We start from the raw sequence: 14,839 nt of genomic DNA on the forward strand, positions 1-14,839 counted from the left end.
CTTAATCGATCGGAAAAGGTTTTCGATGAAAATCGAAATTAAACCTAGAAGCTGCATTAGCTCACGAGCCAACGCAACATCCAGGTGAAAAGGGAATCATGTGAAAATCATGAACTGTCGCGCAACTGTAAGTAACATCAAAAGTTTCTGCCAACAATGCCCACTGTCTGGCTTGCCAGATGGGAAGGGCGGCTGAAATGTTAAAACCTGAATTTGATTATGCAAAAATAATTTGAATTTAGGTTGTAAGTCAGGAGACCTGCCTTTTACCGAATAGACAATGCTTTCGCGGAATAAAGCAAATGGTCTGATCTGATATCTCCTTGGCTGGCTAGTTGTCTGCTCATAAGAATTGGTATGCCCTTTTCCCAACAAAGTGTTGCAAAGTTTAGCAAAGACAATGTTAATCGTTTTATTAAATTCATAAAAGAAATGCTAACGCAAAACTTAGGCTACCCGCGAATTGGCGGCCAAAGACAACTAAAGAAAGCTTGTGAACAGTATTGGGCAGGCAAAATTGACTTGAGCGAACTAAATAAGGTTGCCCGCAAGATCAAGGAAGAGAATTGGCAAACACAATTGGATGCGGGGATTGATCTTATTCCTTGCAATGATTTCAGTTTTTATGACCAAGTGCTAGACATGAGCCTGCTGCTGGGCGTTATCCCACAGCGCTACGCACCGGTATTATCTGAAGTAAAAGCGAATAAGGAAATCGACCTTTATTTCGCCATGGCCCGTGGTTACCAAAAAGATGGACTGGATATTACCGCCATGGAAATGACCAAATGGCTAGACACGAACTATCATTATATTGTACCTGAATTCACGGCTAATCAGGAGTTCCGTCTCTTTTATGAAAATGTATTTGGCGAACACCATGCCGCGAAACAATTGCTTAGCGAAAAGGCAAAACCTGTATTATTAGGGCCGGTAAGCTATCTTTTGTTAGGTAAAGAAAAAGAAACGGGCTTTGAGCGCATCGATCTCATCAAAAAGCTGGTTCCGATTTATGTGGAGATCATTAACCGACTTAAGCAACAGGGTGCAGTATGGATACAGTTAGATGAACCTTGCCTCGCACTTGATCTCTCCAAAAAGGAAAAAGAAGCATTTGACTTTGCTTACCGAAGTATTGCCAACCGTGTAAGTGGTGTTAACCTTTTAATTGCTACCTATTTTGATGCTTTATTAGACAATACCCAATTAGCCGTGAACCTACCGGTTACCGCCTTACATGTCGATCTGGTACGTGCCCCTGAACAATTGGATGAAGTATTGGCCTTAATTCCCCAGCACCTCCAACTTTCCCTAGGTGTAGTTGACGGACGTAATGTATGGAAGAACGATTATGAAAACTCACTGAACATCCTGAATAAAGCGGTAACTGCATTAGGTGCCGATCGCGTAATCATCGCACCCTCTTGCTCATTGTTGCATAGCCCGATCGACCTTGATCAGGAAACGGCCCTCGATCCGGAAATTAAAAACTGGATGGCCTTTGCCAAACAAAAACTACAAGAGATCGCCGAATTAAAACAGCTAGCTGAAGGAGATAATCACCTTTTAGAAGCCAACAAACAGGCCATTGAAAGTCGACGCGCTTCGTCAAAAGTACACCAGCACGCCGTAAAAGACCGTATTGCAGCCATTACCGATGCAGATGCTACTCGGAAAAATCCCTTCCCGGTACGCCAGCAAGTGCAGCATGAACGTTTTCAGCTACCCGTATTTCCAACAACAACCATTGGTTCTTTCCCTCAAACGGATGATATCCGTCAATTACGTGCAAAATTCAAGAAGGGCGAACTGAATGTCGAACAATATGAAAAGGCTATTGAACAGGCCACTATCGATGCCATACGCTGGCAGGAAGAGATCGATATTGATGTATTGGTACACGGTGAATTTGAGCGAAACGATATGGTCGAATATTTTGGTGAGCAACTGGATGGTTTTCTGTTTACCAAAAATGGATGGGTACAAAGCTATGGTAGCCGTTGCGTAAAACCTCCGGTTATTTATGGAGATGTGAGTCGACCGAACGATATGACCGTTCGTTGGAGCCGTTTTGCCGCAGCACAAACCGACCGACCAATGAAAGGGATGCTGACAGGCCCCGTTACCATTTTGCAATGGTCATTCGTACGTGATGATCAATCACGTGAAATCACCACGAACCAAATTGCCTTGGCCATACGCGATGAAGTAGTAGCACTTGAACAAGCGGGGATTGGAGTGGTACAGATCGATGAACCTGCTATCCGTGAAGGCCTCCCCCTACGTAAAGCCAAACGCCCTCACTACTTAGACTGGGCAGTAAAAGCTTTCCGCATTTCAGCGAGTGGTGTTCAAGATCAAACGCAGATCCACACACACATGTGTTACAGCGAATTTAACGATATCATTGAACATATTGCCGCTATGGACGCCGATGTGATCACCATCGAAACGTCACGCTCACAGATGGAATTATTGCAAGCGTTTAGCCATTTCGAATACCCGAATGAGATCGGACCTGGGGTATATGATATTCACTCACCACGTGTGCCCAGTACGGAAGAAATGGTAGCTCTCTTGGCCAAAGCCGCCGAATTATTGCCTGCCCGTAACCTGTGGGTAAATCCGGACTGTGGACTGAAAACCCGTAAATGGCCTGAAACCAAAGCTGCTCTGGAAAATATGGTGGCCGCCGCGAAACAAGCGCGCCAACAGATCAAAGTAGCAGACGTAATTTAATCCATAAGGACTGCAGGGTAAATCTCAACGATAACCTGCAGTCCTTTTAATGGCAATTAGTTTGTCTAAAAAATACTTTCTTTTGTCTTAATAAGGTGGCGAAAATAAATTATTAAGCTATTTGGAGCGTAAAATAGGGAGATACCATTTAATGTTTGAAAGAGAAAAATTAGCATTGCCAGCAGGTGGCAAAAAATTATTATTGCATTCGTGCTGTGCGCCATGCTCAGGAGAGGTAATGGAAGCCATTATCGCTTCGGGAATCGAATTTACAATCTTCTTCTATAATCCGAATATTCATCCCAAAAAGGAATACGATATCCGAAAGGAGGAAAATATCCGTTTTGCAGAAAAGCATCATATTCCTTTTGTTGATGCTGACTATGATGTCGACAATTGGTTTTCGCGCGCGAAGGGAATGGAATGGGAGCCGGAACGCGGTATACGCTGTACCATGTGTTTTGATATGCGTTTTGAACGCACAGCATTGTATGCTTTTGAAAACGGTTTTGATACGATTTGCAGTTCGCTTGGTATTTCTCGTTGGAAGAATATGGAACAGATTAATGCCAGTGGTACCCGGGCAGCTAATCATTATGAGGGCATTAGCTATTGGACCTATAACTGGCGAAAGAAGGGTGGCTCTGCGCGTATGTTGGAGATTAGCAAACAGGAAAAATTTTACATGCAGGAATATTGCGGCTGTGCTTACTCCCTAAGAGATACCAATCAATGGCGAACAAAAAATGGTCGAGCGAAAATCAAGCTGGGAGAAAAGTATTATGGCAACGAATAAAGTCGATCATTATACTATTCTTACCATTACATACCTTATTACCAACCGGTTACCAACGATAGCAAGACCACCCCTTACTAGTCGTTGTTAAGTGCCCCGATTTGTGGACCACTGAATATTTTTTTTCTCAAAACTGTCCGGTACTGTCTGCGAAAAAATTCCACTAACTTGTGCGTAAGTGTTTAAGGGGCCATACAGCTATATCCTGTCGGCCCCTTGACGTTGGTGGTTCTTCAACGATTAATAATATTCAATCAGCCGCCATTCACTCATTTGGAATAGCGAATCGCCATTATTCTCCAGTAGTACAATCCGATAATACGTATATGCCTCTGTATTCTCAAATTCAAACCTGCGGGTTAGCGTTCTGGCCGTAAAGCTTTCGTCCGTACGCGTATCCAGGGTTGTCCAAGTATTGCCATCGTTTGATGCTTCCAGGCGCCAAGTTTTAGGGTCTCGTGCATCCGCATCATTCCCTGAAGTAAAGGTATAAGCTCCCAATACATGTGGCGAAGCGAACTTCAGTCGAAACCACATACCCGACGCATACGTTTGTGTCAGGTATTTTGTGTCCAGGTCTCCGTCAACCAACTTAGGCGAACCTTCTGCCGCGCCAGATCCACCATTATTTTCATTACTGACGGATAAGGTTGCCAGCTGAGTAACATCACGTTCTCGCCTTACTAAGGAATCTATACGGAAATAGGCAATAGATAGACTGGAATCAATAGTACTGCTACCCGCTGCTGTTAGTTTAATTGGAAGCATATAGCCCTGCCCCAGCTCCAATTCATTGGCTGATACCGCAATTTTCAAGGGATCCGAATCTACCTTTCCCGACCGAATAGAACTATTTAGGCCAGAAATCGTATAGGCCGATTCCGGAAAGGAGATAAAATGCGTTCCGTGTTGTTCATTATACGTCGATATCAAAGATTTATCTACCTCAAAAGTTACTGGTATATCTGCTGAAGGGTAGTTTAGCCCTCCATAAGAAGCCCCAAAATTAATATCCTGAACGGAGTCAATCGCATATAGGATGACAGCCGCTTTATTCTCATAAGCCTGCGCCATATAGATGGTTCCTTCATTATCCACCGTATACTCCACATCTTTAGTACAGCCTACCAAAATGCCCATTCCAGCTATGCAACAAGTGATATAATGTGTGGCATGTTTAGCTAAATATTGTGTTAGATATTTCATTAGCATAATTTTTTTGTCCTTTTATTTTACCTTACCAACCTGGATTCTGTACCATAAATTCATTTTTTAGAATCTCTGCATTCGGGATGGGCCATAAGTAATCGCGTTGACGGAACACCCGGTTTTCGATCAGTGTTTTTTCATAGAAAGCATTGCCGTCCACGAACATGTTCATGCCATATACTTCTCCCGCAAATTCTGTTGCTGCTGTTTTCCAGCGGCGACAGTCAAAATAGCGTGTGTTTTCAAAAGCCAGTTCAATCTGCCTTTCTTTGCGGATAGCTGTGCGCATAGCCGCTTGACCTGAAGGCGCGGGAATCTGTGCCGATCCATAAACAGGGATACCTGCCCGTTCCCGAATCAGGTTTAGATACTTGAGAATATCCGAACTATTAGGGTTGTATTCATTTAAGGCCTCTGCATAATCCAGATAGATCTGCGCTAAGCGCAACTGCACTGATCCTCGGTTGTCGCTATTCGTCACGACATTCTTCCGCACCACATATCCTGTAGGCGAGACATCGGATGTGCTCTGTTTGCGACCTGAGTTTCCAGAAAGTTCAAATATCGAGATAACCTCTTTGGTATTATTCGACTGATTTAACCAGTAACTACCATTATAGGTTACGCCTACATAGAAACGTGGTTCACGGTTAATCCATTGGTTATATGTACTTCTAGCCTTCACATCAAAAGGTGCTTGAAATTCTGAAAAGCCCGATTGTTGATAACCTGATCCGTTGCTGGATATGGGAAGTCCATTTTTCATAAAGTAGGCATCCACCATTTTCTGCGTTACTCCTAAGGCACCTGCACCCTGTACATCTGTTGTGTAGCCCACATGTTTAGGTGTTTTGTCATACTGTGAACGGTTCATCGAATTTGGCCGGGCAAATATCCACTCCTTATTCCATTCCGTAAACATGACATTTTTGGTTGATAGATATGCTTGCATAAAAGGATCGGCATTGCTTTGCACAAATAAATCGTACGTTGTAGGAACAAATTCATCCAAAAAAGCCTTTGCCGCATCAGCCGCCAATTTCCACTTGTTTTCGTCATATGTAGCGTTAAAAAGTGCAGTACCATCCTTATTGGTTACACCTGCATAGTCTGGGTTACCGTTAAACAAGGGGCTGGCACTGAGCATCAATACTTCTACTTTAAAGGCTTTGACCATTCCTTTCGTAATCCGACCATACTCGTTATTCACCGGCGTCAACGGCAGATCAATGTAGGCTTGATCCAATTCACTGACAATATACTGCACACATTCATCAAAACTATTTCGAGGTAAGAGCACCTCATCTAAAGGGGCATCTACGGGCAATACTGTTTGGATCAACGGTACCGGGCCATAAATGCGAACCAGCCAAAAATAATACATCGCTCGTAGGGCTCTAGCCTCTGCCTTGTAACGTGTTTTCATAGCAGGGGTTACTTCTTGTTCATTGGCGCCGTCAATTTTATCGATAAAATCCGTGGCATTACGGATGGATTTATAAAAATTATCCCAAAAATTGGACACCGTACCATCAGTCGTAGCCCAGGTACTTTTATTGAGGTTATTGGCATAGTTAAAATCCCAATTATACTTTGCCTCATCAGAACCGGCTGTCCATGGGCCGGAAAATTGCTCACCAAGACGCTGCGATAATTCGTTCGGTATATTGGCATAAATCTGGGCCAGGTAATTATCAACATAGGTTTTTGATTGGAAGATGTCGTCGACGGTCAATACATCATCCGGAATTTGGTCTAAGAATTTAGAGCAGGAAGCAGCGGAAAGGATGAGTCCACTTGCAACCAGTATCGTTAATATTTTCGTTCTCATTTTTTTTATCATTTCAATTGCAACCGTTAAAAATTAGCTTGGATACCTAAAGAGAAAGTACGCGTATTGGGATAAGCCGAACCGTTACCACTGTTCAGTTCTGGATCCCACAATTTAAACTTACTCCAGTAGAGTAGATTCACTCCCTGAAAATAGACCCGTGCGTTTTTGACTCCTAAACCATCCATCCAGGGTTTAGGTAAGTAATAACCAAAATCCACGGTTTTCAACCGGATGAAATCAATATCCTTTACCCACCAAGTAGACGTTACCGCATTATTTTTATTGACTGAATTTCCATAACCTAAGCGTGGGTATAGCACGTCTTCTGAGGGATTATCTTCCGTCCAACGCGATTCTGCTGCTGCAAAAAGGTTACTTCTTTCCGGTCCGGTGCTGTTATTAAAGGGGATAATACCATCGCCAGACAGGGTTCTGGTAGCCCCATCTACCCCTTGAAAGAATGCGCCCAAGTAGAATTGTTTATAGCTCACATTAAAACCAAAGCCATAGACCAGGTTCGGAACATCGCCATTACCGATCTTGGTTTGGTCGTAGGTATTAATCACCCCATCGCCATTCAGGTCTTTATAACGGATATCGCCTACCCGCTGTGATCCCAGTGCCGACTGATCGGCATGGTTATCAATTTCTGCCTGACTTTGAAAAAGCCCGTCGGCCACATAGCCATAGGTTGCCAAATAATTCCGGCCCCGCCGTTCTAAGTAAGGATAGAGCTGTTTTGGGTTGTCGTTATCGATTACCTGATCTTTATTATAAGAAAAAGTACCGTTGAATGACCAAGTGGTTTGGCCAATCTGATAACCTTCCAGCGCCACCGTTCCATCAAAGCCCTGATTATCAATGATTCCTAGATTTCCGTAAGGCTGGTTCTGTAAGCCCAGATAATTCGGTAAGCTCCCCCGTTGTAGGAATACACCGGTACGGTGCTCCTTAAACCAATCAACCGTAATATTTAAATGGTTATTGAGCGTGGTCAATTCCAGTCCAACGTCCTGCTTATGCGATTCGGCCCAAGTTACATCATAACCATAGTCAGAAATGGCCAAACCATTATAAGAGTTATTCCCAGAGCCATTATAGAACGAATATCCAGTAGCATCGGTTCTTACGATAGTCATGAAACCAAAACGGCGGCCACCCCCACCAGAACCCGTAATACCATTAGAATAACGAAGTTTTACCAGCTGTAAGGTATTTTTAAGCGGTTCAAAGAATTTCTCGTTAGACAAGATCCAACCCACCCCAAAAGAAGGGAAAAAACCAAAGCGACGACTAGGGATAAAATTCTCCGATCCATCGTAAGCAAAGTTGAATTCGGCTGCATAGCGATCGTCATACAGGTAATTTGCACGACCAACCACCCGCTGTGTACGGTAAGGAAGGGAACCTGTAAGGTCACTAGCAAAGGCAGAAATCTCATCGGTTTGAGTATAAAGCAGCAACCCCGTAACAGTATGTTTATCGAATTGTTGATTGTAATTGAACCCCCCTTCAAAATAGAACTGACGATCGCCACTATTGCTTCGCTTATAATCCAGGTTATCGGAACCATTGGATAGGAGGACCAGATTTGGTGAACCATCTTCGTTGTAAGGGTTAGACTGATCGATCGTATAGGTTGAGCGTGTGCGACTTCTGGAAATGCTATGCGCATTATAGGTATCAAATGAAAACATGGCATACGATGATAAACCCGGCGTAACAAAATTCAGTTCCTGTGACAAGCGCGCGTTCGAATAAATTTGACTGGCAAACTGGTTAATATAACCCGTTTGGGTAGCCAGCGCATAAGGGTTAGGTTGGGCATCTGACGACTGGTTGACGGCAGGTACTAAGTTACCCGGATACATCAGCGGATAAAGCACCGGATTGGTTTGCATCACCCGGCTAAAGATTGACTGTACACCAACCACTGGATTTCTAGAGTTGGCATCTGAAGAGTTAATATCCGTCTGCGCATTGGGAAAATTGGTATTGGTAATATAGCCCTGTACTCCCAGGGTGAATTTGGTTGTCTTCGTCCAATTCATATCAATATTGGACGTAAAGTTATACCGGCGAAAACGGGAGTCGGCCTTATAACTTTGCAGTGCATCGGTATTGAGCATACTCGTTTCGTCGTAATAGGCAACAGAAGTATAAAACTGCGTATTATCTGTCCCCCCACGAGCGCTAAAATTTGCCCGACGGTTCCGGGAAGTCGATTTAAACAGCTCATCCATCCAATTGACATTGGGATACAACAGTGGGTCTGTACCATTCAGCGTGTTCTGTATATACTCCTCGCTGTATTCTGGGCTTAAGCCTGATGATACCATGGCTTCATTACGTAGGTGCATGTATTGTTCAGCATTGGTTAATTCTGGTAATTTGGTAAAATTAACCACGCCTTCGTTGTAATTGAACATTAAGGTAGGTTTACCACTCCGGCCTTTCTTGGTGGTAATGAGAATAACACCATTGGCACCCTGCGCACCATAAACCGCTGTTGCTGAAGCATCTTTCAGGATAGTCAATGAAGCAATATCTTCCGGATCAAAGGCATTTAAATCACGTCCTTGCACGCCATCCACCACAATCAATGGCGACGCACTATTTTGTGAGTTGAACGTAGAAATACCCCGTATCCAGACATCGGCCGAATTACTTCCTGGCAACCCTGAACGCTGTACCCCTACTAAGCCCGCGATACGGCCAGCCAAGCTCGCACTTAGATTAGCAACCGGCTGCTTTAGGTCTTCTACCTTTACAGTAGCTTGTGAACCCACCATATTGATTTTTTTCTGTTGTCCGTATCCAACGACAACGATCTCATTCAAGGTGTTTTCTGCGGCAAATAAGGTGATGTTTAGATTAATCAAATCGCCAATCGCTGTGGTAAATGTTTCGTAGCCCACATTGGTAAAACGCAGCGAATCACCCCGACTCGACAAAATCGCGAATTTTCCGTCCTGGTCGGTAGTTGTTCCTGTCTTGGTCTGCAGGTTTTGAACACTTACTCCGGTTAGTGGGCTGTTTAACCCGTCTTTCACGGTACCCGTTATTTGGATCTGACCCTTCTGTTCTTGAGCAGAAAGGTTTAAAAAAGTAAGGCACAATAACAGGATCCCTGCCATTATTGCGCCCTTTGGTTGAAGTAAACTTTTTTTCGACATTTTTTTCTCCGTAAATTTTTAAGATTAGCTGATCATTTTGTTGATTTTTAACATTAGAAAGTGTTTGGTTGTAATACGGAGTAAAAATAAGAGCTTTAAGCAGGTTTATTTGTTAATAGAAGCCTAACAACTTGTTAACGAATCGTTAAATATCTACATAAAACATAATAAAAATACATTTTATGTGAATTCATTTTAATATATAAGCCATTTTATTTATAAAAATATCACGTAATAGCTAATTAAATTATATTAATTCATAAAAAACGTAAAATAACATAAAAATAAGCGACACATTTCAAAATAAATGACCTAAAATAGCCTATTAAACATAAAATATATGTCTTATTTATAAAAATCATACTAAAAAATACCATACAAGATAGAAATAGCATGAATAAGCGATTTGGTTTCGGTCAACGATTGCTTTCTGTCATGCAAATATGGTTTAAGAAAATACTTGCCTATATCATTTCCCTTAGGCCATTCGGAAAGACGGTATAATGACGATCATCGGTACGCTACAAAAATTGATAGAAACAAAACTCATTTTTAATAAGCGGATAGCTACTATTCTAATATCCGAGAAGATGATGCTTACTATTTTGGCTTTTGGTATACCATAATGGTATTAATTTTTATTAAAGCTGATCTTTTTTAAAAAAATTTAATAATCTATTATTAGTTTTGATTGGTAGACGCCCATCAATGGCAACATATATTTCTCTTACAGATGCAAATGACACGTTTTATTATTAAATCACTGTTTTATACGCTTTTAATAGCTTTTATGAACACTAGCCTCTCCAATGCTCAAGGAAAAGGCATTAAAATTAAGGTTCTAACTTATAACATCCATCACTGCAACCCTCCTTCAAAACCCGACGTAATTGATATACCAGCCATCGCCAAGGTTATCCGTTCTTCAGCTGCTGATCTGGTAGCCTTACAAGAAGTCGACGTGCATACCGAACGCTCGGGAAAAAGCATCAATGAAGCCGAGGAGCTAGCTAAAGCGGCAGGCATGCATTATTATTTCGTTAAAACCATTGATTATGAAGGAGGTGCTTATGGTATTGCTGTATTAAGCAAATTTCGCATTGTTGATAGCGCTTCCTACCAACTCCCCATGAAAGCAAGCATTAATGGTGAACCCAGAGGCTTAGCGGTTATTACCGTACAATTGAAAAAAGGAAAGCAGTTAAAATTTGCTTGTACCCACTTAGATTTAAAAAAAGAAAATGCCTATCTACAAGCGGTGAAGATCAAAGAGCTTTTTGCGCAGGAAGAAATACCCAGCATTTTATGTGGCGACTTTAATTCGCTTCCTGAAAGTGAAGCCTTAGCACAGTTACTGCAAAGCTTCACCAACAGTGATCCTGCTCATGCCTTTACCATTCCCACTATCAATCCAAACCGCACCATTGACTACCTGCTTTATCGGCAGCCAGATCAAATCAAAGTCAGTACACATCAGGTCATTAACGAAACTTATGCTTCCGACCATTTACCAGTAATGGCTACTTTTAAAGTTCAATAAACATGATGAGTAAGCAAAACCGCTTATTCTCCAGAGAGCCTCACTTTTATCTGCTGTTTCTTGCTTTGCATCGTCCACTTCGGTATCCGTAGTTCGATACGTTTTAGTCCGTCGATATGACGATCCAATTCCAGGGGAGTAGGATCCAAGGATACCACCGAAAAAAGGATGTTCGGGTGCGATACGTTTTGCACTTTCAACGTTTTTCCATCTTTTTTCAACAGCACTCCGCCCTTTTGCAGATCAACATCGGCCGTTGTCATCAGCTGCCAAACCACTTCATGAGTTGAGTCTGTCGGTACAACATCGTCCACAATTGTTAAGGAAGTAGGACTATCTTTGATAAATTGGCGTTTAGCCGATTGGAGCAGTCCACCAAAAGCAGCAGTAAGGTCGATGGTTGCCGAAGGTTTTGGACCCTTATTGAAGGCTACTATCTCCGCCATTCCATCCACTCGGTGCAATTGTCCGTTTACCGTAAGCGTACTGTGTCCAAAATTATTCTTTGTCAACAGCGTCCAGCGCTCACAATTTTGGCATTTTCCCCAAAGATCAAATCCGGTCTTTTCCAGGTCCTCGTAATCCTGATTCCCTGGATCGATTACCCAGCGCACACCGTTTAATTCGAATACGAACGATCCTGCATCCATATTTCCATGGTTTACCGTACCGCGGCCACCCTTGCCACCAAAATAATATCCATGGGGGTCCTGATTATCACCTGTAAAAATAACGATAGGGTTAGCACCCCCTCCTTTCCAAGCGTGCGGTATATCTCCTTGCTTTTTTGGCTCAAACTGGGCAATCCATACCAAGCCAACACCAGTCAACCGGGAAAGTTTTCCTACCTCAGCAGATTGCAAGAAACGATCTTTTTCAAAAAAAGCCTCATTACCTGTTCTCGCTGCAAACCATGCCAACACCACATCTCCCTCTTTTCCGCGCCTATCGCCACAATCCGCAAAATTATAATACATCCCTGACGGCGCATTAGCCAGTAAACGGAAGACCGCACTTTCCTGAAAGCCTGGAAAGTCCCCATAGCCGAAATCTGTACCAAATGCACTTTCCAGCATCGCTATGGTGACTACGGAAAAACCTGTTCCATAATCCCAGTAGGTAGAACCTTCAGGGTATACCCCATTTGGCATGTATTCATGCAGGGCATGAGGCAAGCCATCCAGTGCACGGTGAATAGTTTTTGCGGCCAATTGTGGGTCACGTTCCGCAACAACGATAGCAGCAGCAACCATACCACCATTGCATACTTGGTTCCAGTTATTATTGCCATACGTCCACCAAGCATTTTTTTGATCACTAGGCCAACTCGGTTGAATGCCCTTTTCAATCAGTGCCTGCTCCGCCTCCTCAATTGTCGCTTTCGGAAGGTCGCCCGCCGTCCAATCTAATGCGATTGCCACCGCCATAGCCATCTCGCCAATATCGAGGTAATGGGAAGGATTCCAATCAGAAAAGCGACATACCGCCAGTACCTCTTCATTGATACGTTTCAAGGTAGCCGGATCTTTTTCTATCCGATATACCATACCCAGCATATTCATGCGTCTAAGCATTTCCCGGGAAACGGAAAGCAATCTCCGTCCAATTTTCTTGTATTCCAATAGCGGTTCATTCCGTATCGCGGCGGCATCCCGTTTAATTGCCTGATAAACCTGCTGCACCACGGGATCACTTTTCAATCGTTTGCGAAGCAGTTGCTCCTTGTCTTTATTCAATACCAGTCGTGGTTTCGATTTCTGCAAGTGTTCCTTGAGATAGGCTGTTGTTATCGGGTTATCCAGTTTCGGAATGGTATCCGCCTGAACCGGGCTAATCGTTAGCGCGATAGCGAAAACAAGCCATAAGATTCCGGCATAAAACAGGCGGGGAAGGCAGGGTGTCGTTAACTTTTGAGTATTCATATATTAGGATATTTGAGGATTGAAAAATAGGCATTTTTCTTGAACTCGCCTTTTCCTGAAATGGTATAAGATTAATTCATTTTCAGTTACCTCCTAAACCGCATTACCATACGGCTGATAGGCTTAAGCGTTTGGTTTTTGTTATTCTAGCGGTTTAGGGTGTATAAGTCCATTCGATAACCGCGCCTTTCTCGTCAACCGCTTCATGGTGTTCAGCGCTTGGGCCGGAAGTTACTTCCGCATTATCCGTAACGGCAAAAATCTTTGTTCCGTCGGATGACACGGCAATAGCCCGATACCGCGCTTCTGCCTTAAAGTAATCGTGCCGCGCTAAAACGCGATCTCCGGCATCGTTTAATTTTAACTGGATGATCTTTCCTTGCTTAAGCGATGCCACCAGTAATGAATTCTTCCAACCCGGAATAGCATCATACGAATAAACGTCGATACCGGAAGGTGCTAAAGAGACCCAATCCCGGGATTTTCCTGCACGTATAGAAGCAAGAATATTGCGCAATGTATCGTTTGCTGTTGGATAGAAACTAAACATAGGTGGCTTATAATCGTTTAAAGTGGTCGCCATTTTTTGTTCATTTTTAATAAGCGGGTAGGTACTGTTCCAATAACCCGGAAGCTCACTGCTATCGGTCACACCTGCCGCCAGTCCGTTATAATTACCATCGGGATAACCGATAATTAACGGGTGTCCGTAATTTTTGCCTTTTTGAATACTATTCAGTTCATCATCAGAGAAGGGACCATGTTCCGCAGCATAGATGAGCTGCTTTCCATGAATGGTTAATTTCGCCAAGCCTTGTGGATTACGGTGACCTATCGTCCATACAGCGCTTTGTGCATTTTTGGTATTGAAGGGATTGTCATTTGGCACCCAAGCATCCCCTTCATCGCGATCGCCATCAGGAGCCGTATTAAAGCGTAAGATTTTCCCTTCATAAACGTGCGGATCCTGTGCATGATTAGGTCTCCCCGCATTTTTAAACTGCCCGGCTCCCATATCGCCAACGCTGTAGAACAAAAAGGACTTCCCATGCATTTCTGCTAGGAGCATTCTGCCCCCATTGTGGTCATTACTTTGCGGAATCGTATCACAGATCGTTTGCGGATCCTGCAATCGGTGTGCTACAGCGTCATATGTAAAGCGAACCAGTTTTGTTTTAAAATAAAAGCCGCCATCTTGCGGATGATGCCCATCACCCTCACGGTCCTTTCCTTCGAAGTCATAAATAAAAGCTAAAAAAACGAAAGGCTCACCCTTCATCAGGCCAGGATGAAGGGCCATACCCATCATTCCGCCCTGCGGCCAAGGTTTATCTTTATCCTTTCCCTGTTTTAGACTGCCATAGCGTGGAAAGTTACGCATATCTGTAGCATTCAACAGTGTATCAACCTTCCCAGTTTCGGGGTCCATATGCAATACCCGGTAGCCCTTCGCCTCGGTAATCCACAAAAAATGATCAGGACCATAAATGATTGTCCAAGGATTATCCAATCCTTTTGCAAGTATCCTTTTTGTAAATTTCGGTAGCGTTTGGCCGTCGACTTGGGTCATAAAACCAGCCAGTACTAGAGCGATGGTGCAGCATACATTTCCCATAATAATCG

Annotated in this window: 8 protein-coding genes and 1 riboswitch; of the genes, 3 read left to right on the top strand and 5 right to left on the bottom strand. The window is 43.2% G+C overall.

The window, feature by feature from the left end; all coding sequences use genetic code 11:
• Positions 1-32 precede the first annotated feature (32 nt).
• Positions 33-281: riboswitch (cobalamin riboswitch) on the top strand.
• 151 nt (positions 282-432) lie between these two features.
• A complete protein-coding gene (metE, locus tag ABD930_RS00485; RefSeq protein WP_345229708.1) occupies positions 433-2,739 on the top strand; it encodes a 5-methyltetrahydropteroyltriglutamate--homocysteine S-methyltransferase in 2,307 nt (768 codons plus the stop codon).
• A gap of 121 nt (positions 2,740-2,860) precedes the next feature.
• Entirely contained in the window at positions 2,861-3,535 is a 675-nt protein-coding gene (locus tag ABD930_RS00490; RefSeq protein WP_425571084.1) for an epoxyqueuosine reductase QueH, read from the top strand.
• Between the two features lie 240 nt (positions 3,536-3,775).
• Here the strand turns inward: ABD930_RS00490 and ABD930_RS00495 are convergent, their stop codons facing one another.
• Genes ABD930_RS00495 through ABD930_RS00505 form a run of 3 tightly spaced genes read right to left on the bottom strand, consistent with a single transcriptional unit; the run spans position 3,776 to position 9,754 of the window.
• Positions 3,776-4,741, bottom strand: coding sequence for a BT_3987 domain-containing protein (locus ABD930_RS00495; RefSeq protein ID WP_345229709.1), 966 nt, complete (start codon positions 4,739-4,741; stop codon positions 3,776-3,778).
• 31 nt (positions 4,742-4,772) lie between these two features.
• Positions 4,773-6,575, bottom strand: coding sequence for a RagB/SusD family nutrient uptake outer membrane protein (locus tag ABD930_RS00500; protein WP_345229710.1), 1,803 nt, complete (start codon positions 6,573-6,575; stop codon positions 4,773-4,775).
• Positions 6,576-6,601: 26 nt separating this feature from the next.
• Positions 6,602-9,754, bottom strand: coding sequence for a SusC/RagA family TonB-linked outer membrane protein (locus tag ABD930_RS00505; RefSeq protein WP_345229711.1), 3,153 nt, complete (start codon positions 9,752-9,754; stop codon positions 6,602-6,604).
• A 790-nt stretch (positions 9,755-10,544) separates the two neighbouring features.
• Here ABD930_RS00505 and ABD930_RS00510 point away from each other — a divergent pair.
• Positions 10,545-11,294 (top strand): endonuclease/exonuclease/phosphatase family protein, encoded by a 750-nt coding sequence (locus ABD930_RS00510; protein WP_345229712.1) that lies wholly within the window; start codon positions 10,545-10,547, stop codon positions 11,292-11,294.
• 23 nt (positions 11,295-11,317) lie between these two features.
• On the opposite strand, the gene ABD930_RS00515 is transcribed toward ABD930_RS00510, so the two are convergent.
• Both ABD930_RS00515 and ABD930_RS00520 read right to left on the bottom strand, forming a co-directional pair.
• The gene (locus ABD930_RS00515) at positions 11,318-13,216 is read right to left on the bottom strand and encodes a heparinase II/III domain-containing protein (protein ID WP_345229713.1); all 1,899 of its coding nucleotides are present in this window, start codon (positions 13,214-13,216) and stop codon (positions 11,318-11,320) included.
• Between the two features lie 154 nt (positions 13,217-13,370).
• Complete coding sequence (locus ABD930_RS00520; RefSeq protein ID WP_345229714.1) at positions 13,371-14,831, bottom strand: PQQ-dependent sugar dehydrogenase; 1,461 nt, start codon at positions 14,829-14,831, stop codon at positions 13,371-13,373.
• Positions 14,832-14,839: the final 8 nt, after the last annotated feature.

This window comes from Olivibacter ginsenosidimutans (genome assembly GCF_039542865.1).
In the GTDB taxonomy this organism is placed as follows: domain Bacteria; phylum Bacteroidota; class Bacteroidia; order Sphingobacteriales; family Sphingobacteriaceae; genus Olivibacter; species Olivibacter ginsenosidimutans.

Bases quoted from the DNA above. Each gene is read 5' to 3' on its own strand.
- metE (WP_345229708.1), top strand. From the start codon at position 433: ATGCTAACGCAAAACTTAGGCTACCCGCGAATTGGCGGCCAAAGACAA.
- ABD930_RS00495 (WP_345229709.1), bottom strand. From the start codon at position 4,741: ATGAAATATCTAACACAATATTTAGCTAAACATGCCACACATTATATC.
- ABD930_RS00500 (WP_345229710.1), bottom strand. From the start codon at position 6,575: ATGAGAACGAAAATATTAACGATACTGGTTGCAAGTGGACTCATCCTT.
- ABD930_RS00505 (WP_345229711.1), bottom strand. From the start codon at position 9,754: ATGTCGAAAAAAAGTTTACTTCAACCAAAGGGCGCAATAATGGCAGGG.
- ABD930_RS00510 (WP_345229712.1), top strand. From the start codon at position 10,545: ATGAACACTAGCCTCTCCAATGCTCAAGGAAAAGGCATTAAAATTAAG.
- ABD930_RS00515 (WP_345229713.1), bottom strand. From the start codon at position 13,216: ATGAATACTCAAAAGTTAACGACACCCTGCCTTCCCCGCCTGTTTTAT.
- ABD930_RS00520 (WP_345229714.1), bottom strand. From the start codon at position 14,831: ATGGGAAATGTATGCTGCACCATCGCTCTAGTACTGGCTGGTTTTATG.